This window comes from Achromobacter sp. MUI-25009338, from assembly GCF_057359325.1.
Map to the genome: position 1 here is coordinate 2,495,152 of NZ_CM170627.1, position 25,248 is coordinate 2,520,399.

General features: G+C 68.5%; 19 protein-coding genes. 15 read left to right on the plus strand and 4 right to left on the minus strand.

Features of this window, described 5'->3' with window-relative positions; all coding sequences use genetic code 11:
* Nucleotides 1-95: 95 nt before the first annotated feature.
* The gene (locus tag AC1IQ6_RS11940; protein WP_485866388.1) at nt 96-1,271 is read right to left on the minus strand and encodes a DJ-1/PfpI family protein; all 1,176 of its coding nucleotides are present in this window, start codon (nt 1,269-1,271) and stop codon (nt 96-98) included.
* A 174-nt stretch (nt 1,272-1,445) separates the two neighbouring features.
* On the opposite strand from AC1IQ6_RS11940, the gene AC1IQ6_RS11945 reads away from it, so the two are divergent.
* Nucleotides 1,446-1,718: a type II toxin-antitoxin system ParD family antitoxin gene (locus tag AC1IQ6_RS11945; protein ID WP_485866389.1), complete on the plus strand. Its 273-nt coding sequence runs from the start codon at nt 1,446-1,448 to the stop codon at nt 1,716-1,718.
* A gap of 70 nt (nt 1,719-1,788) precedes the next feature.
* Here the strand turns inward: AC1IQ6_RS11945 and AC1IQ6_RS11950 are convergent, their stop codons facing one another.
* On the minus strand, nt 1,789-3,168 hold the full coding sequence (locus AC1IQ6_RS11950) for an MFS transporter (protein ID WP_102775926.1): 1,380 nt from the start codon (nt 3,166-3,168) through the stop codon (nt 1,789-1,791).
* Nucleotides 3,169-3,323: 155 nt separating this feature from the next.
* Between AC1IQ6_RS11950 and AC1IQ6_RS11955 the strand changes: the two genes are divergently transcribed.
* The gene (locus AC1IQ6_RS11955) at nt 3,324-4,133 is read left to right on the plus strand and encodes a sterol desaturase family protein (RefSeq protein WP_102775927.1); all 810 of its coding nucleotides are present in this window, start codon (nt 3,324-3,326) and stop codon (nt 4,131-4,133) included.
* 25 nt (nt 4,134-4,158) lie between these two features.
* On the opposite strand, the gene AC1IQ6_RS11960 is transcribed toward AC1IQ6_RS11955, so the two are convergent.
* Nucleotides 4,159-4,812, minus strand: a complete 654-nt coding sequence (locus AC1IQ6_RS11960; RefSeq protein WP_102775928.1) for a GntR family transcriptional regulator — start codon at nt 4,810-4,812, stop codon at nt 4,159-4,161.
* Nucleotides 4,813-5,012: 200 nt separating this feature from the next.
* Between AC1IQ6_RS11960 and AC1IQ6_RS11965 the strand changes: the two genes are divergently transcribed.
* Together AC1IQ6_RS11965 and AC1IQ6_RS11970 are read left to right on the plus strand one after the other, a co-directional pair.
* The gene (locus tag AC1IQ6_RS11965) at nt 5,013-5,747 is read left to right on the plus strand and encodes an alpha/beta fold hydrolase (RefSeq protein WP_485866390.1); all 735 of its coding nucleotides are present in this window, start codon (nt 5,013-5,015) and stop codon (nt 5,745-5,747) included.
* Entirely contained in the window at nt 5,737-6,987 is a 1,251-nt protein-coding gene (locus AC1IQ6_RS11970; RefSeq protein WP_485866391.1) for an iron-containing alcohol dehydrogenase, read from the plus strand. The genes AC1IQ6_RS11965 and AC1IQ6_RS11970 overlap by 11 nt, the downstream gene beginning before the upstream one ends.
* A 15-nt stretch (nt 6,988-7,002) precedes the next feature.
* On the opposite strand, the gene AC1IQ6_RS11975 is transcribed toward AC1IQ6_RS11970, so the two are convergent.
* On the minus strand, nt 7,003-7,995 hold the full coding sequence (locus AC1IQ6_RS11975; protein WP_485866392.1) for an XdhC family protein: 993 nt from the start codon (nt 7,993-7,995) through the stop codon (nt 7,003-7,005).
* A 152-nt stretch (nt 7,996-8,147) separates the two neighbouring features.
* On the opposite strand from AC1IQ6_RS11975, the gene AC1IQ6_RS11980 reads away from it, so the two are divergent.
* From AC1IQ6_RS11980 to AC1IQ6_RS12030, 11 genes are all read left to right on the plus strand, one after another.
* On the plus strand, nt 8,148-8,966 hold the full coding sequence (locus tag AC1IQ6_RS11980) for an AraC family transcriptional regulator (RefSeq protein WP_485866393.1): 819 nt from the start codon (nt 8,148-8,150) through the stop codon (nt 8,964-8,966).
* 89 nt (nt 8,967-9,055) lie between these two features.
* Nucleotides 9,056-11,878, plus strand: coding sequence for a xanthine dehydrogenase family protein molybdopterin-binding subunit (locus AC1IQ6_RS11985; RefSeq protein WP_485866394.1), 2,823 nt, complete (start codon nt 9,056-9,058; stop codon nt 11,876-11,878).
* A complete protein-coding gene (locus AC1IQ6_RS11990; protein ID WP_485866395.1) occupies nt 11,875-12,435 on the plus strand; it encodes a (2Fe-2S)-binding protein in 561 nt (186 codons plus the stop codon). The genes AC1IQ6_RS11985 and AC1IQ6_RS11990 overlap by 4 nt, the downstream gene beginning before the upstream one ends.
* Entirely contained in the window at nt 12,425-13,729 is a 1,305-nt protein-coding gene (locus AC1IQ6_RS11995) for a cytochrome c (RefSeq protein WP_485866396.1), read from the plus strand. Before AC1IQ6_RS11990 ends, AC1IQ6_RS11995 begins: the two co-directional genes overlap by 11 nt.
* A gap of 292 nt (nt 13,730-14,021) precedes the next feature.
* Nucleotides 14,022-14,735, plus strand: coding sequence for a gluconate 2-dehydrogenase subunit 3 family protein (locus AC1IQ6_RS12000; protein WP_111824917.1), 714 nt, complete (start codon nt 14,022-14,024; stop codon nt 14,733-14,735).
* 3 nt (nt 14,736-14,738) lie between these two features.
* A complete protein-coding gene (locus AC1IQ6_RS12005) occupies nt 14,739-16,514 on the plus strand; it encodes a GMC family oxidoreductase (protein ID WP_102775936.1) in 1,776 nt (591 codons plus the stop codon).
* A 12-nt stretch (nt 16,515-16,526) separates the two neighbouring features.
* On the plus strand, nt 16,527-17,840 hold the full coding sequence (locus AC1IQ6_RS12010) for a c-type cytochrome (RefSeq protein WP_485866397.1): 1,314 nt from the start codon (nt 16,527-16,529) through the stop codon (nt 17,838-17,840).
* A 99-nt stretch (nt 17,841-17,939) separates the two neighbouring features.
* Nucleotides 17,940-19,583 carry a VRR-NUC domain-containing protein gene (locus AC1IQ6_RS12015; RefSeq protein ID WP_485866398.1) on the plus strand — a complete coding sequence of 548 codons (1,644 nt, stop codon included), beginning with the start codon at nt 17,940-17,942 and terminating at the stop codon, nt 19,581-19,583.
* Entirely contained in the window at nt 19,580-21,850 is a 2,271-nt protein-coding gene (locus tag AC1IQ6_RS12020) for an ATP-dependent DNA helicase (RefSeq protein WP_485866399.1), read from the plus strand. Before AC1IQ6_RS12015 ends, AC1IQ6_RS12020 begins: the two co-directional genes overlap by 4 nt.
* Before the next feature lie 91 nt (nt 21,851-21,941).
* Nucleotides 21,942-23,414 (plus strand): amidase, encoded by a 1,473-nt coding sequence (locus tag AC1IQ6_RS12025; protein ID WP_209166855.1) that lies wholly within the window; start codon nt 21,942-21,944, stop codon nt 23,412-23,414.
* 211 nt (nt 23,415-23,625) lie between these two features.
* Nucleotides 23,626-25,245, plus strand: a complete 1,620-nt coding sequence (locus AC1IQ6_RS12030) for a methyl-accepting chemotaxis protein (RefSeq protein ID WP_485866400.1) — start codon at nt 23,626-23,628, stop codon at nt 25,243-25,245.
* The last annotated feature ends 3 nt before the right edge of the window (nt 25,246-25,248 follow it).

Genomic DNA, 25,248 nt, shown 5'->3' on the forward strand with positions numbered 1-25,248 from the left:
GATCGTAGGCGGGTGTTTCCAAACCGGCCAGCCCGGATGTTTCCAGGCGTGTCATCAATGGCCGGACGGCGCGGCTGCGCCAGGTTTTGACACAATTACCGCGGCAGCGCTGCGGAAAAACGGCCATGCGCTTCTTGCCACGGGTATTCCAGTTGCACGGCGACCATGTCGGCGGTGGACGCGCCGTAGCGGCCGGCGATGGCCTGCAGGGTCCGGTCCAGCGCCTGGGCCGGCCGCTGCTCGGTCGCGGTGGCGATGCGCGCGTGCGCCGGCCAGTCGGCCGCGGCCGCGTCGGGAACGATGCGTATGCCGTTGCGGGTCTGTACCGGTTGCGGCGAATCCGCGTACGACGCGGCTCTGGAACGGTAGGTGCGCGACCAGGCGTCGGCCACCAGCGCGAGCGAGACTTCGTCCATGCCGGGCGCAAGCGCCACGCCGATCCGTTCGCGGTTCCAGAACGCCAGCGAGTTGCCCAGCACCGTCGTGACGAAGGGCCGGGTCAGCGCATAGTTGCGGCTGGCGTGGCGAGCGTCCCAGGCGGGCAGGCCGAGGTCGCCGGCCACGGCCTCGGCCTTTTGCCGCCCGGCGATGGCCTCGATCAGCATGAGCATCATGGGCATGGAGGCGGAGATTCCGGTGCTGGTCGCCACGCCCCGGTCCGTCACGACGCGCCGGTCCGCGACGTAGGAGATCGACGGATGCGCGCGCAGCAGGTCGTTCAGGTAATACCAATGGGTGGTGCCGCGCTTGCCGTCCAGCAGGCCGGCGGCGGCCACGACCTTGGCCCCGGCGCACACGCCGAGTATGGTCGCGCCCTTGCGGGACTGTGCAAGCAGCCAGGCCAGGATGGCGGGGTCGTCGTCGCGGCTCATGGCGGGCACGATGACGTAGTCGGCCCCGGCCGGATGGCGCGCGTCGAACCCGGCGAGGGTGGCGTCGGGCTGTACCGCGAGCGCGGGATACAGCTTTACCGGGCCGGGCGCGCCCGCCAGCATTTCCACGTCGGCGATGTTGGCGCGGCGCAATATGCCGGCAGGCATCAGATAGTCGGTGGTCTCGGTGGCGTCGTTCAGGCCCACCACCGCCACCAGCGGGCGCTGCCGTTTGGGCGGCGCGAGCGAGGCCAGCATGGCCTTGGTTTCATCGGCCGCGATGGGCGGCGGTTCGGCGCGTCCGGGCTGGGACGGCAGGCTGAGTATCCAGGCGCCGAAACCGGCCAGCGCGAGCAGCGGCAGGGCCAGCGCAATCCGGACGGCATGGCGGTTCGGCATGATCGGAATTCTCCGAATGCGGGCCGTTGGCCGGCGGTGCTGCCATGGCCGGCGGCAGGTTGGGGCGGGTGTTGAAATAGTACTTCCCGCCGTCACACGGCACCGGAATTGGCATATATGCCAGTATTGTTATATTCACCTGACCGCCATCCTTCCGTTTTCCGGAGCCGGCACATGCCAACTCGCAACGTAGTACTTAGCGAATATCAGCACGATTTCGTCGAAAAGCTCGTGCTGTCCGGACGCTATCAAAACGCCAGTGAGGTGCTGCGTGAAGGGCTGCGTCTGGTCGAGGAACGTGAGCGTATCGAGGCCGCCAAGCTCAAAGCCTTGCAACAGGCGGCAAATCGCGGCTGGAAGGACATTGCGCAGGGGCGCTACCGCGACGTGGATGATGACCAGCTTGAAGATTTCATCGGGCAGTTAGGCGCGCGCGCGGCGTGTTGACCACAGGCGGGCAGCTCGATGGCTGGATATCGGCTCTCCACTACTGCGCAATCCGATATTCTCGACACCCTCAATGCGACAGCTCCTCCAGCGACCGCCCTTTGGTTTCCGCGCCCAGCACGATTACGACCAGTCCCGCGATGACGAAGGACGCCGCGCCCAGCGCGAAGATGCCGGCCTGGCCGGTAAGGGGCAGCAGCACGCCGACCACGTAAGGGCCGACCAGCGAGCCGACGCGGCCGATGGACGAGGCGAAGCCGGCGCCGGTGGCGCGCGAGCGCGTGGGGTAGAGCTCCGGCGTGTAGGCGTATAGCACCGACCACATGCCGAAAAGGAAGAACTGCATGCACAGGCCGGCTCCGATCAGGTAGGGCAGGGGCGCCTGCATGGCCGCGGCCTGTCCGTAGAGGTAGGCGGACACGGCGCTGCCGAGCAGGGTCAGCACGCAGGCGGGCTTGCGGCCCCAGGCTTCCAGCAGCCAGGCGGCGAAGATGAATCCGGGGATGCCGGCCAGCGAGATGTACACGGTGTACAGCACCGACTTGGTGGCTTCGTAGCCGGCCTGCTGCAGCAGCGCGCCCAGCCAGGTGGTCAGGCCGTAGTAGCCGAGCAGGGCGAAGAACCACAGTATCCACAGCATGGCCGTGCGTTTGGCGTAGATGCCGTGCCACAGTTCGGCATAGAGCGCGCGGCGGCTGGGGCGGGCCTGGGCGGTGAGGTCGGTGACGGGCGGCAATTCGCTCAGGCGGCCCGAGCGCATCACGGAATGTTCGAAGCGGCCGGTGACGGCGTCGGCCTCGTCGGTGCGCCCGGCGTCTTCCAGCCAGCGCGGGGATTCGGGCACGTAGCGGCGCACGTAGAAGACGAAGAGGGCGGGGATGGCCAGCAGGATGAAGATGCCGCGCCAGCCTATCAGCGGCAGACAGAAGTACGCCACGATGCCGGCGGCGATAAAGCCGATGGGCCAGAAGCCTTCGAGGATGGCGACGTAGCGGCCGCGGCTTTTGGCGGGCACGATCTCGGACACCATGGACAGGCCGATGGGAAACTCCATGCCCATGCCGAAGCCCAGCAGCACGCGGTAGATCATCAGCGAGTCGACGTCCTGGGCGAAGCCGCAAAGCAGGCTGCCCATGCCCCAGAACACCATGCTGACCTGGAACACGGGCTTGCGGCCGAAACGGTCGGCCAGCAGGCCGGCGGTGGCCGCGCCGAGAAACATGCCGAGGAAGCTGGAGCTGGCCAGCAGGCCGGTCTGCATGGCCGTCAGGCCGAATTCGGCTTTGATGGAACCGAGCACGAAGGTCATGATTCCGAGGTCCATGGAATCGAAGAACCAGGCGGTCGCGATGATGGCGAACAAGCCTCGCTGATAGCCGGTGATCGGCAGGCGCTCTAGACGAGCGGCGACACTGGTGCGTGCTGCTACCGCGCTAATGGACATATCCATAGCTAGTCTCCCGTTGTGGTCCTGCGATTTTTGTACTCAACTAATATATTAGTTGGATTCAAAAAATATCCGATAGGGGTTTGTACCGGGGCGCGCGCTAGCCTGTGCAAACTAATATATTAGTTGTGTACGTTATCGGCGTAAGGAGGCTGGCCATGATGACCGAACGACAACGCAAGTTCCGCGAGGAGTACAAGGCGGACATCAGTCCGCTGTACAACGGCCTGTTGCACATCGGCGTGATGTACGCCGTGGGCGCGGCGGCGATCTGGTACTGCCTGACCCAGATCCAGGGCGCGACCTGGGAGTGGCTGCTGGTCGTGCCGGTGTTTCTGGCGGGCAATTTCGTGGAGTGGTTCCTGCACCGCTACGTGATGCACCGGCGCATCGACGTGTTCGCGCTGCGCGCCATCTATGAACGGCATACGCGCCAGCATCACCAGTACTTCACGGACCTGGAGCCCACCATCGACAGCACGCGGGAGTTCCGGATCGTGTTCTTTCCGTGGCGGGTGCTCGCCACGCTGGGCGTGGCCGGCACGGCGCTGGGTTACATCGCTTCGCTGGTGTTCAATCCGAACGCGGGCTACATCCTGTTCCTGACGATGGTGGGGCAGTACCTGATCTACGAGACCTTCCACTATTGCTGCCACGTGCACGACAACTGGTTCGTGCGCAACATGCCTTTCATCAATACGATCCGGCGCCATCACACCGCGCACCACAATATGGGGATCATGATGAAGTACAACATGAACCTGACGTTTCCCATCGCCGACTGGTTCATGGGCACGTCGGACCTGCGCCGGGGGCTGGCCGGGCACCTGTTCAACGGCTATAGCGAGAAGCACGTGAAAGAGGAGCTGCGGCCGGTAATCGCGCGCTTTCGCAACGACCACTCGCGCGTCACGCTCGACGGCCCGCAGCTGTCGGACGAAGAGGCCGCCATCCTGCAGGGGCGCTAGGGTGCGGCGGCGGGCAGGGGCCGGTTCAAAGCCGGTCGAGCGCCACCGTGGCCCGGGCGAAGGCTTCGACGTTGTCGACCAGCCGGTCCAGCGCCTCGCCGGCGCCGGCCACGTCGCCCTGCGCGATCGCCGACGCGACCGCCGCATGCAGGCGCGCCATTTCGGGCAGGTCGGCCGCCTGCTTGTAGTGCAGGTACCAGAACCGGCGCGACAGGCCGTGCAGCGCACGCATGGCGCTTTCGGTGAATTCGTTGCGCGCGACGGTCAGGCACAGTTCGTTGAATTCGCGGTCCGAACGCATGAAGGCGACGTCGTTGTTCTTGGCCGAGGCCGCGCTGAATTCGTCGGCCAGCCGCTGGAAGCGCTTGCGTTCGCTGGCCGTGGCGCGTTTGGCCGCGCTGCGGCACACCAGCCGCTCGATCTCGCGCCGGGTTTCCAGCAGCCGCAGCTGCCTGCCGATGTCTATGGTGGGGATCTGCAGGCCGCGCTGCGGCATCACCACGATCAGGTGTTCGCGCGCCAGGCGCTGGACGGCCTCGCGCAGCGGCGTGCGTCCGACGCCGGTCATTTCGCTCAGGCGCTGCTCGGACACCAGCGTGCCGGGAGGAATCTTCAGCGTCACGATGGCCTCCTCCAGAAGCTGATACGCCACATCGTTCAGCTTGGACTTGGCCTGCATCGGGGCGACTGCGGGCAACGGCGCGCTGGACTTGCGCTTGGCGCCGGCGGCGCCGGGGCTTGCGGCTCGTGCCAATCCCTCTCTCCTTACTCGTTCGACAGCGCAAGAATAGCAAAACACCAGTCATCCTCTGGAGATATATAAGCCGTGTATTGTCTTTTCCATCATCTGCCCGTTGCTTTCCTTTGACGGACGTCAACATGGACATTGAAATCAAGGGTAGCGGGCCGCTTCGGGTGGTGGCGGTCCACGGCATCCAGGGCACGCGCGCCGCCTGGTCGCCGGTGGCCGAGGCGCTGGCCGACGCCGCGACCTGGGTGCTGCCCAATCTGCGCGGACGCGGCGCCGCGCCCCGGCCGACCGCGGCCGGCGGTTATGCGCTGGAACGCTACGCCGACGATCTGGACGACGCGGTGCGCGCGCACTGCGGCGGCCGCCCCTACGTGCTGGCCGGCTGGAGCATGGGCGTTTCGGTCATCCTGGAAGCCCTGCGCCGCAGCAACGCCGCGCGTCCGGCCGGACTGGTGCTGGTGTCGGGCACGCCGTGCCTGGCGCAGGCGCGCTGGTTCAGGCAAGAGGGCGATGCGCTGTTGCGCGAGGTGGCGCAGCGCCAGCAGCGCCTGGGCATGCGCGTGGCGGCCGACCATGTCGCCGTCGCCGCCACCTGGCAGGCCATCCGCGGCCTGGACCACCGCGCATCGCTGGCGGCGATCGCCGAACCCGCGCTCGTCATCCACGGCAGCGACGACACGGACTCGCCGCTGAGCCACGGCCTATGGCTGGCCGAGGGGCTGCCGCGGGCGTCGCAATACGTCATTGCCGGCGCCGGCCATTCCGTGCTCACCGAGAACACGGCGGACGTGGCGCGGCAGATCCGCCGCTTTCTTCAGGATGGGATTTTTCCCGCCGTTTCGGAGTCCACCCATGAGAACTGAAGACCTGATCCATTTCTGCGCGCCCGGCCGCCTGATCGTCGGCTGCGGCGCCCGCCGCCAGTTGCCGGCATTGCTGGAACGCCTGGGCCATCGGCAGGGCGTGGTGGTGACGGACGCCTTCTTCGCCAGGCAGACGCCCTGGGTGCGCGAGCTGGTCGAGGCCGCCGGCGCGCGCGGCGTGCGCCTCGCGGTGTACGAAGGCGGCGAGCCCGACCCGACCACCACGCTGTGCGACCGGGCGACCGGGCAGGTGCGTGCGGCCCTGGATGGCGCGCGGCCCGACCACGTCATCGCCTTGGGCGGCGGCAGCAATATCGACCTGGCCAAGGCGCTCTGCCTGACCCTGCCCGAAGGCCGGCCGGTGCGCGATTTCCTGGGCGACCTGGCCGGCTGCCGGCCGCTGCCGCTCATCGCCTTGCCGACCACCTCGGGCACCGGTTCGGAGGCGACGCCGGGGGCGATCCTGGTGGACCCGGACAACGCCACCAAGGTCGCGGTGATGGACAACGCGCTGCGGCCGCAGATCGCGCTGGTCGATCCCGAATTCACCTATACCTGTCCGGCGCGGGTCACGGCCGACGCCGGCATCGACGCCTTGACGCACGCCATCGAGTCGCTGGTGACGCTGGATAGCGCGCAGTACGACCGCGGCGGCAGCGCGGACCCGGGCTACAGCGGCCGCTCGTCGCTGACCATGATGTTCGCCAGGGAGTCGCTGCGCCTGTGCGCGGCGTGGCTGGAACGGGCCTACGCCGACGGCGCCGATGCGCAGGCGCGCATCGGCATGTCGTACGCCAGCCTTTATGCCGCGCTTTCGTACGGCAGCGCGGGGCTGAACGCGGCCCACGGCATCGCCTATGCGATCGCGGGGCAGACCCACAAAAGCCACGGCAGCACCAACGCGGTCATCCTGCCGTATGTGCTGGACGCGCTGCGCGAGGAGCGCTTTACGGAACTGCTGGAGGCCGCCCGCATCTTCGGCATTGCCGATGCCGACGAGGAAGCGGCGGTGCGCCGGCTGCCGGTGGCGCTGCGCGCGCTGGTGGGAAGGCTGGGCATCCCGACCGATCTGCGCAGTTTCGGCATCCAGGAAAGCGCGCTGGACGCCTTGCTGCGCGATGCGCTGGACGTGACCCGGCTGGCCAAGGCCCTGCCGGTGGCCGACGTGCCCGCGGCCTACGCGCGCATCATCGGGCAGGCATGGCGCGGCGCGCTGGCCGGCGACCGCGATCAGCCCTGACGCCGGGCGCGGCGCTCAGCGCGGCTTGGACGCGGCGATGGAAAGCGCGGCGGGCAGGTCCACGCCGTTTTTCACGGCCAGGATTTCGGCCATGATGCTGACCGCGATCTCGGCCGGCGTCTTGCTGCCGATGTGGATGCCGACCGGACCCCTGAGCCGGGCCAGGCTGGCGTCCGTGTGGCCGAAATACGTTTTCATTCTGGCCCGGCGCGCCGCGCTGTTGCGCCGCGAGCCGATGGCGCCGACGTAGAAGGCCGGGCTGTCCACGGCTTCGAGCAGGGCCATGTCGTCCAGCTTGGGATCGTGGGTCAGCGCCACGATGCAGCTGCGCAGGTCGGGGGCGAAGGCGGCCACGGCGTCGTCGGGCATGTCGGTCACCATGCGCACGCCGGGCATGCGCCAGCCGTCGCGGTGTTCGGCGCGCGGATCGCAGACCGTGACCGAGAACCCATTGAAGCGCGCCATGGTGGCCAGGTATTCGGCCAGCGCGCCGGCGCCGATCAGCAGCATGCGGTACGCCGGTCCCAGCGTGTATTCCAGCGTGTCGTCGTCGAACCGCAGCGTGCCGGGCGCGTGTGCGCGGTCCAGCCGCACGGCGCCGTCCTGGCGGCGGACCGTGCGGCGCACCAGTTCGCCGGCTTGCAGCCGTTGAAGCAGTTCCGCCAAGGGTTCGGGCGCGGGATTGAATTCGGCCAGCAGCTCCAGCGTGCCGCCGCAGGGCAGGCCGAACCGATGCGCTTCGTCGGCGCTGACGCCATAGCGGATCAGTTGCGGCGGCTGCACCGGCATGCCTGCGGCGCCGCGCGCATGGCGCAGGATCAGGTCGTCCTCGACGCAGCCGCCGGATACCGAACCGGCGCTGCGGCCGTCCTCGCGCAGCGCCATCATGGCGCCCACCGGGCGCGGCGACGAGCCCCAGGTCCGCACCACCGTCAACAGCATCGCGCGCTGCCCGGCCTGGCGCCACTGGCAAAGATGGCGCAGGACGTGGAGCTCGATATCGTCCATCGCCTGCGTTGCGCTGTCCGATGTGGGCGGTTGATATGGCTGCATGGCGGCATGAGCGGTAGGGGCGGAGCAGGCAGGATAGGATGCCCTCCGTTAGTATGTATACGGCGTAAAATGGCAAAAAATCGCTCAATCAGGTCAACGTGAATGGCATGACGACTTTGGCGGATCTGGACATCGACAGGCTCGATGAGTTCGAGGCGTCCGACGCGCCCGTGATCGGCCGGCAGGTGGAGCTTGCCGGGCGCAGGAGCGAGGTGCCCGTGCACCGGCATCGCTACGGGCAACTGGTGCTGGCCTTGCGCGGCGGCGTGACCTGCGAGGTGCCGAATTCGATCTGGATGGTGCCGCCCGGATGCGCGGTGTGGATACCCGGGAAGATGACGCACAGCATGCGCGCGACGGACAACGCGCGCATCTGCAATCTCTTCGTGCGTCCGGACGCCGCCCGTCTGCCGCGGCAATGCTGCACCCTGTCCATTACGCCGCTGGTGCGCGAGCTGATGCTCGACATGGCGCAGGCCGACGCCAGCTATCCGCCGGACAGCCCCACGGGCCGCAAGGCGGTGGTGTTGCTCGAAGAACTGGTGAAGATGCCGGTCGAGCTCTTGCGCCTGCCGACGTCCTCCGATCCGCGCCTGCAGAAGATCGCCAGAATGCTGACGGAGAACCCCGCCGACAGGCGCACGCTGGCGGCCTGGGGCAGGGAGGTGGCCATGAGCGAGCGTTCGCTGGCCCGGCTGGTCCATCAGGAAACCGGGCTGTCGTTCGGCCGCTGGCGCCAGCAGCTGCACCTGATCGTGGCCATGCACCAGCTTGCCGCCGGCAACTCGGTGCAGCGCGCCGCCGACCATCTCGGCTATGAGTCGGTGACGGCGTTCATCTCCATGTTCCGCAAGGCCGTGGGCAAGCCGCCGGCAAAGTACTTCGCCGAACTCGCCCGGCCCGATTCCGCGCCTGGCCGGTCTTAGCGATTTTTTGTCGCTTTCGTGCAGGACGAGCGCGGACGCGGCTGACAGAATCATTGGCTTCTTCCCTCCGTGGCACAGAGGCCGAAAATATGAGCAATGGTTTCACCAGGCGCGACTTCCTGTGGAGCGGCGTCGTCTCCGGAATCGCGGTCGCTTTGGTCAGGCCCGCCCAGGCGTTCGCCGCCGCGCCCGTGCGGCAGCCCCCGCCGCTGTCGGCATGGGACGCGGAAGCAGGCAGGATGCGCCATCGCATCGACGCGCTGGCCAAGGTGACGGGCGAGAAGACCTTCGGGTTCGATATGCGCGCCGTCGACCTGCCCGGATGGCCCGACACGCAATCCCATGCCATGCTGCTGCGCGCCACGCGGGCCGACGGCGTCTATGCCGGGATCGACCTGGGCATGCTGGAAGCCGGGCTGCAGCCCGACCGTGTGGTCACCGCGCAAGACCTGGAGCGCGACGGCATCGCGATAGCCGATGGCGAGCTCTTGCTGCGCGCCGGCACGACGCCGGCCTATCTGGGGCAGGCCGTGGCCATGCTGATCTGGCATGATTTCGCGCGCTTCAGGGCGGCCAAGACGATACTGAAATCCAGCCCGGGCGCGGTCCGCTTCGAAGGCGGCGGGCAGCCGCTGGTGCGCGACCCCTGGGCCAGCCTGCGCTATGTGCGCGTGGGCGGGCAGGACCCGTTCGCCGATGACGTCTACTCCAGCTTCAAGGACAAGGCATTGCGCCCGGCGCGCTTCGTCAAGCAGGCGCCAGAATGGGCGCGCAGCGACGCGCTGGACGCCGCCGGCCTGGCGCACGCGCAGCAGATCGCCGAGGCGCTGGAACAGCCCCGCCTGGGGCAGCTGGTGCTGGAGCGGGAATACTTCTCCCAGTCCATCGAACCCGCGCCGTTGGAAACCGATAACGGCAACTGCTGGTACGAAGGCGCGGACGGCACGCTGCACGTGATCGTCGCGACGCAGGCCCCGCAGGAGATCCTGCAGCATGCCGCCCGGATGTTCGCCGCCAGCCGGCGCGACATCCGGCGCATTCTGCTGACGCCGTGCCATACCGTGGGCTACGGGGCCAAGGAAGCCAGCATGTTCCAGTTGCTGCCGATGATCGCGGCGCTGTACGCGGACGGCCGTCCCGTGCGGCTGGCCAACGACCGCTACGAGCAGTTCCAGGCCGGCACCAAGCGCCACAGTTTCCAGATCCGCTACCGCATCGCGGTGGATCGCGCCAGCGGGAAATTCCAGGTTTTCCAGGCCAGGCTGGTCGGCAATGGCGGCGGGCGCAGCAGCGGGTCGCCCATCGTGGGCTTCGCCACGCTGGTCGGCGCGCAGTCTCTTTATTATTTTCCGCGCAGCGATCTGATGAGCACGATGCAGGCGTCGCGCGCGGTGGATGCGGCCGCCGTGCGCGGCGTCGGCATGGTGCAAAGCATAGGCGCGACCGAAATGCTGGTCGACGAGGTCGCGCAGGAACTGGGGCTGGACGCCATCGAGCTGCGTCTGGCCAACGTGCTGCGCGCCAACATGAAGAATACGCAGGGCGCCATTCCCGGCGGCGAGCTGCGCGGCGCCGAAGTGCTGCACCGGATGGCCGCGCATCCGCTGTGGCAGGAGCGGCAGCGGCGCAAATCGGCCTACGAGGCCGAGCATCCGGGCCGGCTGTACGGCGTGGGGGCCGCCTGCGCCTATCGCGAATACGGCAACGGGGCCGACGCCGCATACGCCGGCGTCGCGTTGTCGCCGGACGGGCGGATCGAGCTGCGCCACGTCGCGGTGGAGATCGGCACCGGCTCGACCACCAGCCAGGCCTACGCCTGCGCCAAGTGGCTGGGCCGCCCGGCCGACGCGGTGGAGTGGGGCCAGACACGTTGGCCCGAGCTGCCCATGCAGACCAGCGAGAATCCGCGCACCATCTCGCAGGCGGCGCAGGACCTGCTGGCGCAGAACCCGTACTGGACGCCGTATATTTCCTCGCCCTCGTCGGCGTCGAACTCCTCGTATTACTTCAGCCACGCCACCATCGAGGCCAGCCGTTTTCTGTTCATGCACGGCCTGTGGCCCGCCGCGGTCGCGATCTGGAGCCGGGGCATCGGCGGCGGCCAATGGGCGTCCTCGGCGGTGCGGCCGGAGGAGGCCCGCTGGGTGGGCGGACGGCTGACGGCTGGCGGGATGACGCCGCTGCCGCTGGAGACGCTGGCGCGCAAGGCCTATGAACTGAACCTGGTCACCGGCGTCGCGGTCCACGACTTCAGCCGCGGGCAATGGACGGAATCCGATTTCGCGCTGCCGTCGGGCGTCGAACGCTGGCAGATCGACGGCCTGGCCGTGCGCCGGGGCGCCGGCGGCGGGCCGGCGGCCGGCGGCTATTGCTTCATTCCGCGCACGCGGGTGGCGTACCCGGCGGTGCAGCGCAATAACGCGGGATTCCTGTTGAACAGCGTGCTGGGCGTGCTGGCCGAAGTCGCGGTCGAGAAGGCTAGCGGCAAGGTCGAGATCCTGCGCCATCACGCGGTGCTGGAATGCGGCAACCAGCTGGTGCCGGAGCTGGTGTCCGGGCAATTGCAGGGCGGGGCGGCCATGGGCATCGGCCACGCGCTGCACGAATACCTGCCGCTGTACGAGGACGGGCCGGGCAACGGTACGTGGAACTTCAACCGCTACAAGCTGCCGCGCTCGCGCGACGTGGCGGTATGGACGCAGACCGCCGAAATACTGCAGCCCCTGTCCGGTTCCGATCCCTACAAGGGCATAGGCGAACTGTCCATGATGCCCATCGTGCCGGCGCTGGCCAACGCCGTCGCCCATGCCACCGGCCACCGGTTCCGGGAACTGCCGGTCAGCGCGGACAAGATTCTCGCCGCGCTGCAATCAGGGCCCGGTGCACAGGCCCGGAACAGGAGCGCCACATGAAAAATTCCATCGTATCCCTGCCCCTGACGCTGGACGTCAATGGCAAGACCTACGGGCCATATGAGGTCCCGCAGGACATGATGATGATAGACGTGCTGCACGAGTACCTGAATCTCACCGGCACGCGGTTCGGCTGCGGCCAGGGCGAGTGCGGGGCCTGCACCGTGATCGTCGACGGCCAGGACGGGCCGCAGGAGGTCCGCACCTGCATCACCGGCGCGCACTATTTCAAAGGCAGGAAGGTGCGCACCATCGAAGGCCATGCGCGGCGCGACGCGGACGGCGTGGTGGTCGAACTGTCGCCGGTGCAGCAGGCTTTCGTCGATGGCTACAGCTTTCAGTGCGGCTATTGCACGCCCGGCTTCGTCAACGCGGCCACCGTGCTGGTGGAAAGGCTGAAGCGCACGCCGATCGCCGAGCATGAGGTCGACGCGGCCGTCGAGGCCGCGCTCGACCCGCACCTGTGCCGCTGCACCGGCTACGTGCGGTATTTCGAAGCGGTCAGGCAGGTCGTCCTGCAAACCCCCGGACTGGTGAGGCGCGACCATGGCCGATGACACCGTCCGCAAGCGCCGGCAAGGCGCGAAACGCTGGCTGGCGGCAGGCGCCGCCGCGGCCGCGCTCGTAGTCATCGCCCTGGTCGCGGTGCAGGAAGGCCGGCGATGGCTGGCCCAGTCCGATCCGGTGCAGCACGTCGATGCCGCCGCCGGGCAGATCGAGCTGGGCAGATACCTGGAGACCGTCGCCGATTGCGCGGCCTGCCATACCGCGCATGGCGGCGCGCCGTTAGCCGGCGGACGGCCGCTGCAGACGCCGTTCGGCGCGATTCACTCCACCAATATCACGCCGGACCCGGACCACGGCATCGGCCGCTACACGGCCGAGGAATTCCATCGGGCGCTGACGCGCGGCACGGCGCGCGACGGGCATCTGCTGTATCCCGCCATGCCGTATACCTCGTACCGCGGCATCAGCAGGCAGGACAGCGATGCGATGTACGCCTACCTGATGAACGTGCCGGCGGTCGCGCAGCCCAATCGGGAGAACGGGCTCTCGTTCCCGTTCAACCTGCGCTTTGGCTTGTACTTCTGGAACTTCCTGTTCGCCGGCGACGGGCAGGCGCAGGCGCGGCAGGACAATGCGCCCGCGCTGCTGCGCGGCAAATACCTGGTCGATACGCTGGGCCATTGCGCCGAGTGCCACAGCCCGCGCGGCGCGCTGGGGCAGACGGACCGGCGCCGGCCGCTGGCCGGCAACAACACCCTGGCCCGTTTCGCCGCCCCGGACATCACGCGCGCCGGCCTGCTGGCCCGCGGCTGGACCGAGGACGAACTCAGGCGCTACCTGCGCACGGGCGTCAGCGCGGTGGCGGTGGCGTCGGGCGAAATGCTGGAAGCGGTGAATCTCTCGACCAGCCGATGGCGCGAATCGGATATCGACGCCGCGGTGTCGTACCTGTTCGCTTCCGGCCCGCAAGCGGCGCCGCCGGCCGTCGCCCAGGCCGAGGCTGGGCGGCCGATGGAACAGGACCTGTCGGGACGCTCGCATTACCTGAACCTGTGCGCCGGCTGCCATGCGGCCAATGGCCGGGGCGTGCCGCACGTGGCGCCGGGCCTAGTCGGCAACAGCAGCGTGACCGACGCCGATCCGCACAACCTGCTCGTTTCGATACTGGACGGGCTGCCGGCGCACGAGCTGCCCGGCCTGGAGCGCATGCAGGCCATGCCGGGGTTCGCGCGCACGCTGTCCGACGAGGACATCAGCGCGCTCGGAAACTGGCTGCGGGTCGAGTACGGCAAGCGGCCGGCCAGCGTGACGCCCGGCGACGTGGCCAGGCTGCGCCAGCGCTGAATTTGCGCGAAATCGTTCAAGGAGTTGTCAGAAAAGCCCGCTTATGCGGGCTTCTTACATAGTCCTTAATGCAAAACACATTTCCACACCGAGAAAATGAAACTGATACGGTCAATCGAGCGTATCAGTTGGCGGGAAAAGCGCATAATGACGGCACCTTTTCTTGTGTCCCTTTCACAGGAAGAGTCGATTTTCTGTAAGCGTAGAGCTTGTTGTCTCTAGCTCGGCGGTTCGTGTTTCCAGGTTCATGTTCTGTAGGGCTAGGGCGGCTTGGGTTATCACGGAGATGTTTATGACAGAAGACGCAAAGCCGCGCAGGCGGTTCCTGCAGGCGTTGGCCATCGTGCCGGCGTCGACGTTGGCGGTGGGGGCAATGACCACCGGCTGTACCAACGGGTCGGAAAGCGCCAAGGCGCCTGCGGCCAAACCTTATGAACCCACCTACTTCAGCAAGGCCGAATGGGCCTTCATCGTCGCCGCGGTCGATCACCTGATCCCCGCCGACGAGTACGGCCCCGGCGCCATCGAAGCCGGCGTGCCCGAGTTCATCGACCGCCAGATGGAAACGCCGTTCGGCCACGGCAAGCTCTGGTACATGCAGGGGCCGTTCCACCCCGACGTGGTGCCCGAGCTGGGCTACCAGATCAACCAGAATCCCCGCCAGGTCTACCGCAACGGCATCGAGGCCTGCGACGCCTGGTGCACGAAGACGCACGGCAAGGTCTACGCGGAGCTGGACAAGCCGCTGCAGGAGCAGATCCTGAAGGACCTGCAGGCCGGCAAGATCGAATTCGAGACCGTGCCGTCCAGGACCTTCTTCAATTTCCTGCTGGCCAACACCAAGGAAGGCTTCTTCGCCGATCCGATGTACGGCGGCAACAAGAACATGGTGGGCTGGAAGATGGTGGGCTTTCCGGGCGCGCGCGCCGACTACATGGACTGGGCGGACCAGCCCAACGTGAAGTACCCCTACGGTCCGGTTTCGATTTCCGGGGAGAGGGGCTGAGCCATGGCGATCAAGAAAGACAAAGTCGATGCGGTGCTGGTCGGGTTCGGCTGGACCGGCGCGATCATGGGCCAGGAGCTGACCGAGGCCGGCCTGCACGTGCTGGCGCTGGAGCGCGGCGGCATGCAGGACACGCCCAAGGACGCCGAGTACCCCAAGGTGATCGACGAGCTGGCGTATTCCGTGCGCGGCAAGCTGTTCCAGGATCTGTCCAAGGAAACCGTGACCATCCGCCACGGCGTGGACGACGTGGCGGTGCCGTACCGCCAGAACGGCTCGTTCCTGCTGGGCAACGGCGTGGGCGGGGCGGGCTTTCACTGGAACGGCATGCACTACCGCGTGCTGCCCGAAGAGCTGGAGCTGCGCACCCGCTACGAGACGCGCTACGGCAAGGACTTCATTCCCGAAGGCATGACCATCCAGGACTTCGGCGTCACCTACGACGAACTGGAGCCGTACTTCACCAAGTTCGAGTACGTGTGCGGCACCTCGGGCAAGGCCGGCAACCTGAACGGCAAGGTCGTGGAGGGCGGCAACCCGCTGGAAGGCAAGCGCAGCAAGGAATATCCGCTGCCGCCCCTGACCACCACCTACGGCGCGCAGCTGTTCGAGAAGGCCGCGCGCGAGGTGGGCTTCAACCCGTATCCGGCGCCCGCGGCCAACGCGTCCGGCCCGTACACCAATCCGTACGGCGTGCGCCTGGGCCCCTGTAATTTCTGCGGCTTCTGCGAGAACTACGGCTGCTACATGTATTCCAAGGCCTCGCCGCAGACCACCATCCTGCCGGTGCTGCTGAAGAAGCCCAACTTCGAACTGCGCACGCAGTCGCAGGTGATCAAGGTGAACCTGGACGCCAGCGGCAAGAAGGCGGTCGGCGTGACCTACATCGACGCGCAGGGCCGCGAGGTGGAGCAGCCGGCCGACCTGGTGATCCTGTCGGCCTACCAGATGCACAACGTGCGCCTGCTGCTGCTTTCGGGCATCGGCAAGCCCTACGATCCCAAGACCAACGAAGGCGTGGTCGGCAAGAACTACGCCTACCAGATGAACGGCGCGGTCAGCATGCTGCTGCCCAAGGGCACGCAGCTCAATCCGTTCGTGGGCACGGGCGCCGGCGGCGTCAGCATGGACGACCTCAATGGCGACCAGTTCGACCACGGCCCGCTGGGCTTTCTGGGCGGGGCCAGCATCCGCCACGTGCGCTATGGCGGGCGTCCCATCAAGCAGACGCCCACCGCGCCGGGCACGCCCAGCTGGGGCACGGCCTGGAAGGCGGGCGTGCAGGACGCCTACCAGCGCCACCTGAGCATCGGCATCTCGGGCTCGGTGATGTCGTACCGCGACGCCTACCTGTCGCTGGACCCGACCTACAAGGACAGCAACGGCCAGCCGCTGCTGCGCATGACCTTCGACTGGCACGACAACGAGTTCGAGATGCTGGGCTACATGGGCAAGCGCATGGAGGAAGTGGCCAAGGCCATGAAGCCCGAGAAGTACTTCGTGGGCGTGCGCAAGAAGGGCGCGCGCTACGACACGCGGGTCTACCAGAGCACGCACAACACGGGCGGGGCCATCATGGGCTCCAATCCCAGGGAAAGCGTGGTCAACAAGTACCTGCAGAGCTGGGACGTGCCCAATGTGTTCGTGATGGGGGCCTGCGTGTTCCCGCAGAACATGGGCTACAACCCGACGGGCCTGGTCGGGGCGCTGGCCTTCTGGTCCGCGCAGGCGATCCGCGACCAGTACCTGAAGAACCCCGGCCCGCTGGTCCAGGCGTAAGGAGACGGAACAATGATCAAGCACACCATTGTCGCCGCGCTCTCCGTCCTGGCCGCCGGCTCCGCCTGGGCGGCAGATGGCACGCCGGCCGCGGCCGACGCGCAGCTGGTCAAGCAGGGCGAGTACCTGTCGCGCGCCGGCGACTGCATCGCCTGCCATACCGCCAAGGGCGGCAAGCCGTTCGCGGGCGGACTGGGCATCGAGTCGCCGCTGGGCACGATTTACTCCACCAACATCACGCCGGACAAGGAAACCGGCATCGGCGAGTACAGCTACGAGGACTTCGACCGGGCGGTGCGCCACGGCGTGGCCAAGGACGGGCATTCGCTGTATCCGGCCATGCCGTACACGGCCTACGCCAAGGTCACGCCCGACGACGTGAAGGCCTTGTATGCCTACTTCATGCACGGCGTCGAGCCGGTGAAGCAGGCCAACAAGGACACCGACATCACCTGGCCGCTGTCCATGCGCTGGCCGCTCGGCGTGTGGCGCTGGATGTTCGCGCCGGACGCGGTCAGCGGACCCGCCGCAAGCGACCTCAAGGGCGCCGACCGCGAGGCGCTGCTGCGCGGGCAATACCTGGTCGAGGGCCTGGGCCATTGCAGCACCTGCCATACGCCGCGCGGCTTCGCGCTGCAGGAGAAGGCGCTGACCGAGGCCGACGGCTCGGTGTTCCTGTCGGGCGGCGTGGTCGAGGGCTGGCTGGCCAAGAACCTGCGCGGCGATATGGCCGACGGCCTGGGCGGCTGGACCAAGGAAGACATCGCGGCCTTCCTGAAGTCCGGGCGCAACGGGCATTCGGCGGCCTTCGGCGGCATGGCCCAGGTGGTCGGCGACAGCACGCAGCACCTGTCCGACGCCGACGTCAACGCCATCGCCGTGTACCTGAAGAGCCTGCCGCCGGTGAACAAGGACGACGCCAAGCCGCTGGCCTATGACGATTCCGTGGCGCAGGCGCTGCGCGCCGGCAAGGACAAGGGCGACGGCGCCATGGCCTTCCTCAACAACTGCGCGGCCTGCCACCGCAGCACCGGCAAGGGCTATGCGGAAACGTTCCCGCAGCTGGCGCTCAGCTCCACGGTGAATTCAGCCGACCCCGCGTCGCTGATCCACATCGTGCTCAAGGGCGCGCAGATGCCGGCGACGGCCACCGCGCCGACCGCGTACGCGATGCCGGGCTTCGACTGGCGCATGACCGACAAGGAGATCGCCGACGTGGTGACCTTCGTGCGCTCCAGCTGGGGCAACAAGGCCGGCGCGGTCAGCGCCGCCGACGTGGCCAAGGTGCGCAAGGAAGTCGGCGCCCAGCCGCAGCCGGCGCGCTGAGGTATCGCGGCGTCTGCCCGGGGACGGCCGGCAAGCCTCGCGCTTGCCGGCCGTCCTGCTATGATTGCTGGATAAATATCCAGTCATCCGGCCGCGCCGATGTTTCCTCCGCACCGCTATTACTACCTGCACAATTTCGAGCGCGCCCTGGCGTGGATCGCCGAGCGCTACGGCGACCTGCTGGACGACGCCGAGCGGCGCTTCCTGGCGGATTTCCAGGCCCTGCCGCAGGCGTCGCGGGCGCTCATGGTGCGCATGCTGATGCGGCGCGGCCCGTGGTTCCGGGCCACCCGCCTGAGCTACGAAGAAATCCCCGGCACGCTGGCGGCCGCCGCGCCGCTGGCGGCGCTGGGCTGGCTGGACGCCGCGGCGCCCATGACGCTGGACGAGCTCTTCGGCCTGCATACCAAGGGCGAACTGGCCGCGATATTCCGCGGCGCGCCGGTGAAGGCCGGCGCCCGCAAGGCCGAGCTGCTGGAGGCGCTGCGGCCGCTGCATCCGCCGGCGCAGCCTTATGCCGCCTGGCATCCGCGCGCCGCCGAGCCGGTCTGGCGGGTGATGGCGGCCGATCTCTGCGAACGCCTGCGCCTCATGTTCTTCGGCAATCTGCATCAGGACTGGTCGGAGTTCGTGCTGGCCGACCTGGGCGTGTTCCAGTACGAAACCGTGGCGTTCGACGCGGACTCGCGCGCGTTCCAGGCGCGCGCCGACATCGACCGCTACCTGGCGCTGCACGCGTGCCGCCAGGCGCTCGAAACGGGCGCGCAACTCGATGCGCTGCTGCCGGCCATCGACGCCTGCGCCAGCGATAACCCCTGGCTGGAAAAGCGGCGCGGCAAGCTGCTGCTGCGCATCGGCCAGGCCTGCGAGCGCGCGCAGGACTGGGACGCGGCGCAGCGCGTGTATGCGCTGTGCGCCTATCCCGGCGCGCGTCACCGCCGCATCCGCGTATACGAGCGCATGGCGCGCTTCGACGAGGCCCTGGCGCTGGCGGCGCGCGCGCAGGCCGAACCCGAAAGCGAAGAAGAAAGCCAGCGGCTGGCGCGCATGATGCCGCGCCTGCTGCGCGGCGCCGGGCAGGCCGCGGCCGCAAGACGCCGCGCGCCCGCGGTGGCGCGGCGCGACCTGTCGCTGCCGCGCCCCGGCCAGCCCATGCCGGTCGAGTTCGTCGCGCGCGATCACCTGCACCGCGACGACGCGCCGGTGCATTACGTCGAGAACGTGCTCATCAATTCGCTGTTCGGCCTGCTGTGCTGGCCGGCGGTGTTCGCGCCCGTGCCGGGGGCGTTTTTCCATCCGTTCCAGCGCGGGCCGGCGGACCTGGACGCGCCGGACTTCCACCAGCGCCGCGAGGCGCGCTTCGCGCAATGCCTGGCGCAGCTGGACACGCCGGACTACCGCGACACGATCCTGGCGCGCTACGCCGAAAAGCGCGGCGTGCAGTCGCCGTTCGTGTTCTGGGGGGCGCTGTCCGAGCCGCTGCTGGCGCTGGCGCTGGACTGCCTGCCGGCGGCGCACCTGAAGCTGTACTTCACGCGGCTGCTGCGCGACGTCAAGGCTAACCGCTCGGGCCTGCCGGACCTGATCCGCTTCTGGCCCGGCGAGCGCCGCTACGAACTCATCGAGGTCAAGGGGCCGGGCGACAAGCTGCAGGACAACCAGGTCCGCTGGCTGGAGTATTGCGTGGCGCACGGCATGCCGGTCAGCGTCTGCCACGTGAGCTGGCAAGAGGACGCGCCATGAAGCACGCGGTCGCGGTGCGCACGCTTTGCGAGTTCACGGCCCGCGCCGGCGACCTGGATTCGCGTTTCACGCCTGCGCCCAGCGGCCTGGAGGGCATGGCCGGGCACGCCGCGGTGGCCGGGCGGCGCGGGCCGAACTACGAAACCGAGGTGGCGCTGTCCGGCGAGTACCAGGACCTGCTGGTGCGCGGCCGCGCCGACGGCTACGATCCGGCGGCCAACCAGCTCGAAGAGATCAAGACCTATCGCGGCCGCTTCGAGAGCGTGCGCGACAACCATCGCGCGGCGCATTGGGCGCAGGCGCGGGTCTACGGGCACCTGCTGTGCCAGGCCCGCGGGCTGGCGCAGCTGCGCGTGGCGCTGGTGTATTTCAACCTGGCCACCGAGGAAGAAACCGTGCTGGTGGAAACCCAGGACGCGGCGGCGCTGCAGGCGTACTTTCACGACTACTGCGGCCGTTACCTGGCCTGGGCCGCGGCCGAACAGGCGCACCGCCGCGCGCGCGACGCGGCGCTGGAAGCGCTGGCGTTTCCGTATGGCGCGTTTCGCAGCGGCCAGCGCGAGCTGGCCGTGGCCGCGTACCGCACGGCGCGCGACGGCGGCTGCCTGATGGCGCAGGCGCCCACCGGCATCGGCAAGACGCTGGGCACGATCTTTCCCGTGCTCAAGGCCTGCCCGGGCGCGGGGCTGGACAAGGTCTTCTTCCTGGCCGCCAAGGGGCCGGGCCGCGGCCTGGCGCTGGAGGCGCTGGAAGCCGTCAACGCGCAGCCGGCCGCGCCGCGCCTGCGGGTGCTGGACATGCAGGCGCGCGACAAGGCCTGTGTGCATCCGGACAAGGACTGCCACGGCGAATCCTGCCCGCTGGCCCGGGGCTTCTACGACCGGCTGCCGGGCGCCCGCCAGGCCGCGCTGGCGCACGCGCGCATGGACGCCGCGGCGCTGCGCGCCACGGCCGCCGAACACGAGATCTGCCCGTACTACCTGTCGCAGGAAATGGCGCGCTGGGCCGACGTGGTGGTGGGCGACTACAACTACTACTACGACGCCACCGCCATGCTGCATGCGCTGACCCAGGCCAACCAGTGGAAGGTGGCGGTGCTGGTGGACGAGGCGCACAACCTGGTGGAACGGGCGCGCCGCATGTACACGGGCGAGCTCGACCAGGGCATGCTGGCGGGCGCGCGCCAGGCCGCGCCCAAGCCGCTGAAGAAAGCGCTGGACGGCCTGAACCGTTCCTGGAACGCCCTGAACAAAAAGCAGGCCGAGGCCTACCAGGCCTATGACGAAGCGCCGGCCGGGGTGCTGGCGGCGGTGCAGAAGGCGGTGGCCGCGATCACCGACCACATGGGCGAGCATCCGCTGGCGCAGGACGATCCGGTGCTGGCGTTCTACTTCGAGGCCCTGCATTTCATGCGCCTGGCCGAGCAGTTCGGCCCGCATGCGCTGTTCGACGCCACCCTGGACGCGGGCGGCGCGGCCGGCGCCAGGACGCCGCGCTCCACGCTGTGCGTGCGCAACGTGATCCCGGCGCCGTACCTGGCCGGGCGCTATGCGGCGGCGCATGCCACGGTGCTGTTCTCGGGCACGCTCAGCCCGCAGCAGTTCTACCGCGACACGCTGGGCCTGCCGCCGGCGGCCGCCTGGATCGACGTGGCCGCGCCGTTCCAGGCCCGGCAACTGGAGGTGCGGGTGGTGGGCGACGTGTCCACGCGCTTTCGCGACCGCGAGCGTTCGCTGGCGCCGATCGCCGACCTGATCGCGCGCCAGTACGCCGAGCGGCCGGGCAACTACCTGGGCTTTCTCAGCAGCTTCGACTACCTGCGCCGCGTCTCGGACCTGATGCGGGAACGCCATCCGGACGTGCCGATATGGGCGCAGACGCCGGGCATGGACGAGGCCGGGCGCGCCGCGTTCCTCGCGCGTTTTTCCGAGGAGGGGCGGGGCGTGGGCTTCGCCGTGCTGGGCGGCGCATTCTCGGAAGGGGTGGACCTGCCGGGCAGGCGCCTGATCGGCGCCTTCATCGCCACGCTGGGGCTGCCGCAGGTCAACGCCGTCAACGAGCACATCAAGCGCGCCATGGACCGGCGCTACGGCGAGGAGAACGGCTACGACTACACCTATCTGTATCCGGGCATGCAGAAGGTGGTGCAGGCGGCCGGCCGGGTGATACGCACCGAAGACGACGTGGGCACGGTGCACCTGATCGACGACCGCTACCGGCGCGCCAAGGTGCGCGGCCTGCTGCCGGGCTGGTGGCGCGTGCGCTGATCAGCCGCAGGCGGCCGCGCGCCGCCGCCGCGCTTTGGGTAGTATTTCGTCTGCGTCCGCCTGGCAGGCGGCGCACCACAAGGAGACAAGCATGCCTACTGCCGCCCCCGCGCCCGCCGCGCTGAACGATATCGTGGCCATGCCGGCCCATGCGCTGTCCGAGGCGATCCGGCTGCGCCAGGTGTCCTGCCGCGAAGTGATGGCCGCCTACCTGGCGCATATCGACCGGGTCAATCCCAAGCTCAACGCCATCGTGGCCCGGCGCGACAGCGACGAACTGATGCGCGAGGCCGCCGAGCGCGACGCCCAGCTGGACGCCGGGCAATGGCTGGGCTGGCTGCACGGCATGCCGCAGGCGCCCAAGGACCTGACGGCGGTGCGCGGCATGGTGACCTCCATGGGCTCGCCGGTCTACAAGGACCAGGTGACGGCGCACGACTCCATCATGATCGAGCGCATGCGGGCCTCGGGCGCCATTTTCATCGGCCGCAGCAACGTGCCGGAATTCGGGCTGGGCTCGCATACCTACAACGCCGTCTACGGCGCTACCGGCAATCCCTACGATCCTTCCCGGACGGCCGGCGGCAGCAGCGGCGGCGCGGCCGCGGCGCTGGCCGCGCGCATGCTGCCGGTGGCCGACGGCAGCGACTTCGGCGGATCGCTGCGCAACCCGGCCGCGTTCTGCAATGTGTACGGTTTTCGGCCGTCGGCCGGGCGCGTGCCGTCCGGGCCGGCGCCCGAGGTCTTCCTGAAGCAGTTGTCCTACGAAGGCCCCATGGGCCGCACGCCGCGCGACGTGGCGCTGATGCTGTCGGTGATGGCGGGCTACGACGCGCGCGCGCCGCTGTCGCTGTCGGACGATCCGGCGCAGTTCGCGCAGCCGCTGGAGACCGACCTGCGCGGCAAGCGCGTGGGCTGGCTGGGCGACTGGAACGGCTACCTGCCCATGGAGCCCGGCATCCTGGACCTGTGCGAGCGCGCGCTGGGCGATCTGGCGGCGGTGGGCTGCGAGGCGCTGGACTACCGGGTGCCGTTCGCCGGCGACCGCTTGTGGCGCATGTGGCTGGTGCACCGCCACCTGATGGTGGGCGGCCAGTACCATGCCCTGGTCCACGATCCCGAGACCCGCAAGCTGGCCAAGCCGGCGCTGATCTGGGAGGTCGAGGGGCTGGACGGAATCACGGCGCGCCAGGTCTACCAGGCCACCGAGGAGCGCAGCGCCTGGTACCAGACGGTGCTGCGCATGTTCGAGGAAGTCGATTACCTGGCGGTGCCGTCGGCGCAGGTGTTTCCGTTCGACGTCAATATGGACTGGCCCAAGCAGATCGCGGGACGGCCGATGGACACGTACCACCGCTGGATGGAGACCGTGACGCCGTGGACGCTGGCCGGCTGCCCCGTGATCAGCGTGCCGGTGGGCTTCAACGCCGCCGGGCTGCCGATGGGCATGCAGCTGATCGGCCCGCCGCGCGGCGACCTGGCGGTGCTGCAGCTGGCGCACGCCTACGGACAGGCGCAGGACTGGGTCCGGGAGCGGCCGCCCGTCGCGCTCTGGCGAGACTGAGGCGGCGGGGCCGAATGCGCCTGGTTTTGTAAGCTTTTTTTGCTTTTTTCAGACGAAACGACCCCAATCGGGGTCGTTTCGTCATTTTTCATGGCTGGCCGGAGCCGCCTTTGCAATAATTGCCGACGAACTCAACATTCCGTAATAGACCAGGACCGGCGCGGGCCGGCGGCCGAACAGGCGAGTCGACACTGTAGAAAAGGTTTCCGGCATGAATAATCTGACACTGCGCCAGCGCATCCTGGCCAGCTTCATGGTCATCCTGGCCATCATGGCATTGATGGTGGTGGTCGATTACCGGCGCCTGCTGGTGATCGAATCGGAAGCCCAGTTGATCAACAGCGACGCGGTGCCGGGCATCTATCACAGCGCCTCGATCCGCGCCGCCTGGCTGACGGGTTTCATCACGGTGCAGGACGCCCTGAGCCTGGATACCGCGCAAGAACGCGCCACCGCCCTGGAGGCCCTGCCGAAGAACGACCAGGCGCTGGACGAAGAGGTCGCGCAATACCGCCGCACCATCGAACGCAACGACGACATGCAGCTCTTCGAGGCCTTCGAGCGCGAACTGCGGGAGTACAAGCGCATCCGCGCCGAGATCCTGGCGCCGGGCACGCTGGCGGACGCCGCGCTGGCGCAGGCGCGCGTCAAGTCGGACCTGCGGCCGGCGTTCTACAAGGGCCGCGACATCCTGGCCACGGTGGTGACCGAGAACAAGCGGCAGGCCGACGCGGCGGCCGAGGCCATCCGCAAATCGGTGACCGACGCCGAGGTCGGCATGATGGTGTCGCTGGCCCTGGCCATCGTCGCGGCGGTGATCTGCGGCGTGCTGCTGATGCGCGCCATCGCCGACCCGATGCGCTACATCGTCAAGACGCTGGAGTCCACCGGCGGCGGCGATCTGACCCGCCGCCTGAAGCTGGCGCGCAAGGACGAGTTCAACGCCATCGAGACGGGCTTCAACGGCATGCTGGACGAGCTGACCGGACTGGTCGGCAAGACCCAGCGTTCGGCGGTGCAGGTCGCCACCTCGGTCACCGAGATCGCGGCCACCTCGAAGCAGCAGCAGGCGACCGCCTCGGAAGTGGCCGCCACCACCACCGAGATCGGCGCCACCTCGCGCGAGATCTCCGCCACTTCGCGCGAACTGGTGCGCACCATGACGGAAGTCTCGGGCGCGGCCGAACAGACCGCGGCGCTGGCCGGCAACGGCCAGGTCGGGCTGGCGCGCATGGAGGAGACCATGCGCAACGTGGTCGGCGCGGCCGGCTCGGTCAACGCCAAGCTGGCGATCCTCAACGAGAAGGCCGGCAACATCACGCAGGTCGTGACCACGATCACGAAAGTGGCCGACCAGACCAACCTGCTGTCGCTGAACGCCGCCATCGAGGCCGAGAAGGCGGGCGAGTACGGCCGCGGCTTCGTGGTCGTGGCCACCGAGATCCGGCGGCTGGCGGACCAGACCGCCGTCGCCACCTACGACATCGAGCAGATGGTGCGCGAGATCCAGTCGTCGGTCTCGGCCGGCGTCATGGGCATGGACAAGTTTTCCGAGGAAGTGCGCCGCGGCATGGCCGACATGCAGCAGGTGGGCGACCAGCTGTCGCAAATCATCCAGCAGGTGCAGACCCTGGCGCCGCGCGTGCAGATGGTCAACGAAGGCATGCAGGCGCAGGCCACCGGGGCCGAGCAGATCAACCAGGCGTTGCAGCAGCTGAGCGACGCGGCGCAGCAGACGGTGGAGTCGCTGCGCCAGTCCTCGCTGGCCATCGATGAGCTGACGCTGGTGGCCAACGACCTGCGCAGCGGCGTGTCGCGCTTCAAGGTGTGACGG

What these genes read in the sequence shown, in the direction of transcription:
- AC1IQ6_RS11940 (WP_485866388.1), bottom strand. Translation starts at nt 1,271, where the DNA reads ATGCCGAACCGCCATGCCGTCCGGATTGCGCTGGCCCTGCCGCTGCTC.
- AC1IQ6_RS11945 (WP_485866389.1), top strand. Translation starts at nt 1,446, where the DNA reads ATGCCAACTCGCAACGTAGTACTTAGCGAATATCAGCACGATTTCGTC.
- AC1IQ6_RS11950 (WP_102775926.1), bottom strand. Translation starts at nt 3,168, where the DNA reads ATGGATATGTCCATTAGCGCGGTAGCAGCACGCACCAGTGTCGCCGCT.
- AC1IQ6_RS11955 (WP_102775927.1), top strand. Translation starts at nt 3,324, where the DNA reads ATGATGACCGAACGACAACGCAAGTTCCGCGAGGAGTACAAGGCGGAC.
- AC1IQ6_RS11960 (WP_102775928.1), bottom strand. Translation starts at nt 4,812, where the DNA reads ATGCAGGCCAAGTCCAAGCTGAACGATGTGGCGTATCAGCTTCTGGAG.
- AC1IQ6_RS11965 (WP_485866390.1), top strand. Translation starts at nt 5,013, where the DNA reads ATGGACATTGAAATCAAGGGTAGCGGGCCGCTTCGGGTGGTGGCGGTC.
- AC1IQ6_RS11970 (WP_485866391.1), top strand. Translation starts at nt 5,737, where the DNA reads ATGAGAACTGAAGACCTGATCCATTTCTGCGCGCCCGGCCGCCTGATC.
- AC1IQ6_RS11975 (WP_485866392.1), bottom strand. Translation starts at nt 7,995, where the DNA reads ATGGACGATATCGAGCTCCACGTCCTGCGCCATCTTTGCCAGTGGCGC.
- AC1IQ6_RS11980 (WP_485866393.1), top strand. Translation starts at nt 8,148, where the DNA reads ATGACGACTTTGGCGGATCTGGACATCGACAGGCTCGATGAGTTCGAG.
- AC1IQ6_RS11985 (WP_485866394.1), top strand. Translation starts at nt 9,056, where the DNA reads ATGAGCAATGGTTTCACCAGGCGCGACTTCCTGTGGAGCGGCGTCGTC.
- AC1IQ6_RS11990 (WP_485866395.1), top strand. Translation starts at nt 11,875, where the DNA reads ATGAAAAATTCCATCGTATCCCTGCCCCTGACGCTGGACGTCAATGGC.
- AC1IQ6_RS11995 (WP_485866396.1), top strand. Translation starts at nt 12,425, where the DNA reads ATGGCCGATGACACCGTCCGCAAGCGCCGGCAAGGCGCGAAACGCTGG.
- AC1IQ6_RS12000 (WP_111824917.1), top strand. Translation starts at nt 14,022, where the DNA reads ATGACAGAAGACGCAAAGCCGCGCAGGCGGTTCCTGCAGGCGTTGGCC.
- AC1IQ6_RS12005 (WP_102775936.1), top strand. Translation starts at nt 14,739, where the DNA reads ATGGCGATCAAGAAAGACAAAGTCGATGCGGTGCTGGTCGGGTTCGGC.
- AC1IQ6_RS12010 (WP_485866397.1), top strand. Translation starts at nt 16,527, where the DNA reads ATGATCAAGCACACCATTGTCGCCGCGCTCTCCGTCCTGGCCGCCGGC.
- AC1IQ6_RS12015 (WP_485866398.1), top strand. Translation starts at nt 17,940, where the DNA reads ATGTTTCCTCCGCACCGCTATTACTACCTGCACAATTTCGAGCGCGCC.
- AC1IQ6_RS12020 (WP_485866399.1), top strand. Translation starts at nt 19,580, where the DNA reads ATGAAGCACGCGGTCGCGGTGCGCACGCTTTGCGAGTTCACGGCCCGC.
- AC1IQ6_RS12025 (WP_209166855.1), top strand. Translation starts at nt 21,942, where the DNA reads ATGCCTACTGCCGCCCCCGCGCCCGCCGCGCTGAACGATATCGTGGCC.
- AC1IQ6_RS12030 (WP_485866400.1), top strand. Translation starts at nt 23,626, where the DNA reads ATGAATAATCTGACACTGCGCCAGCGCATCCTGGCCAGCTTCATGGTC.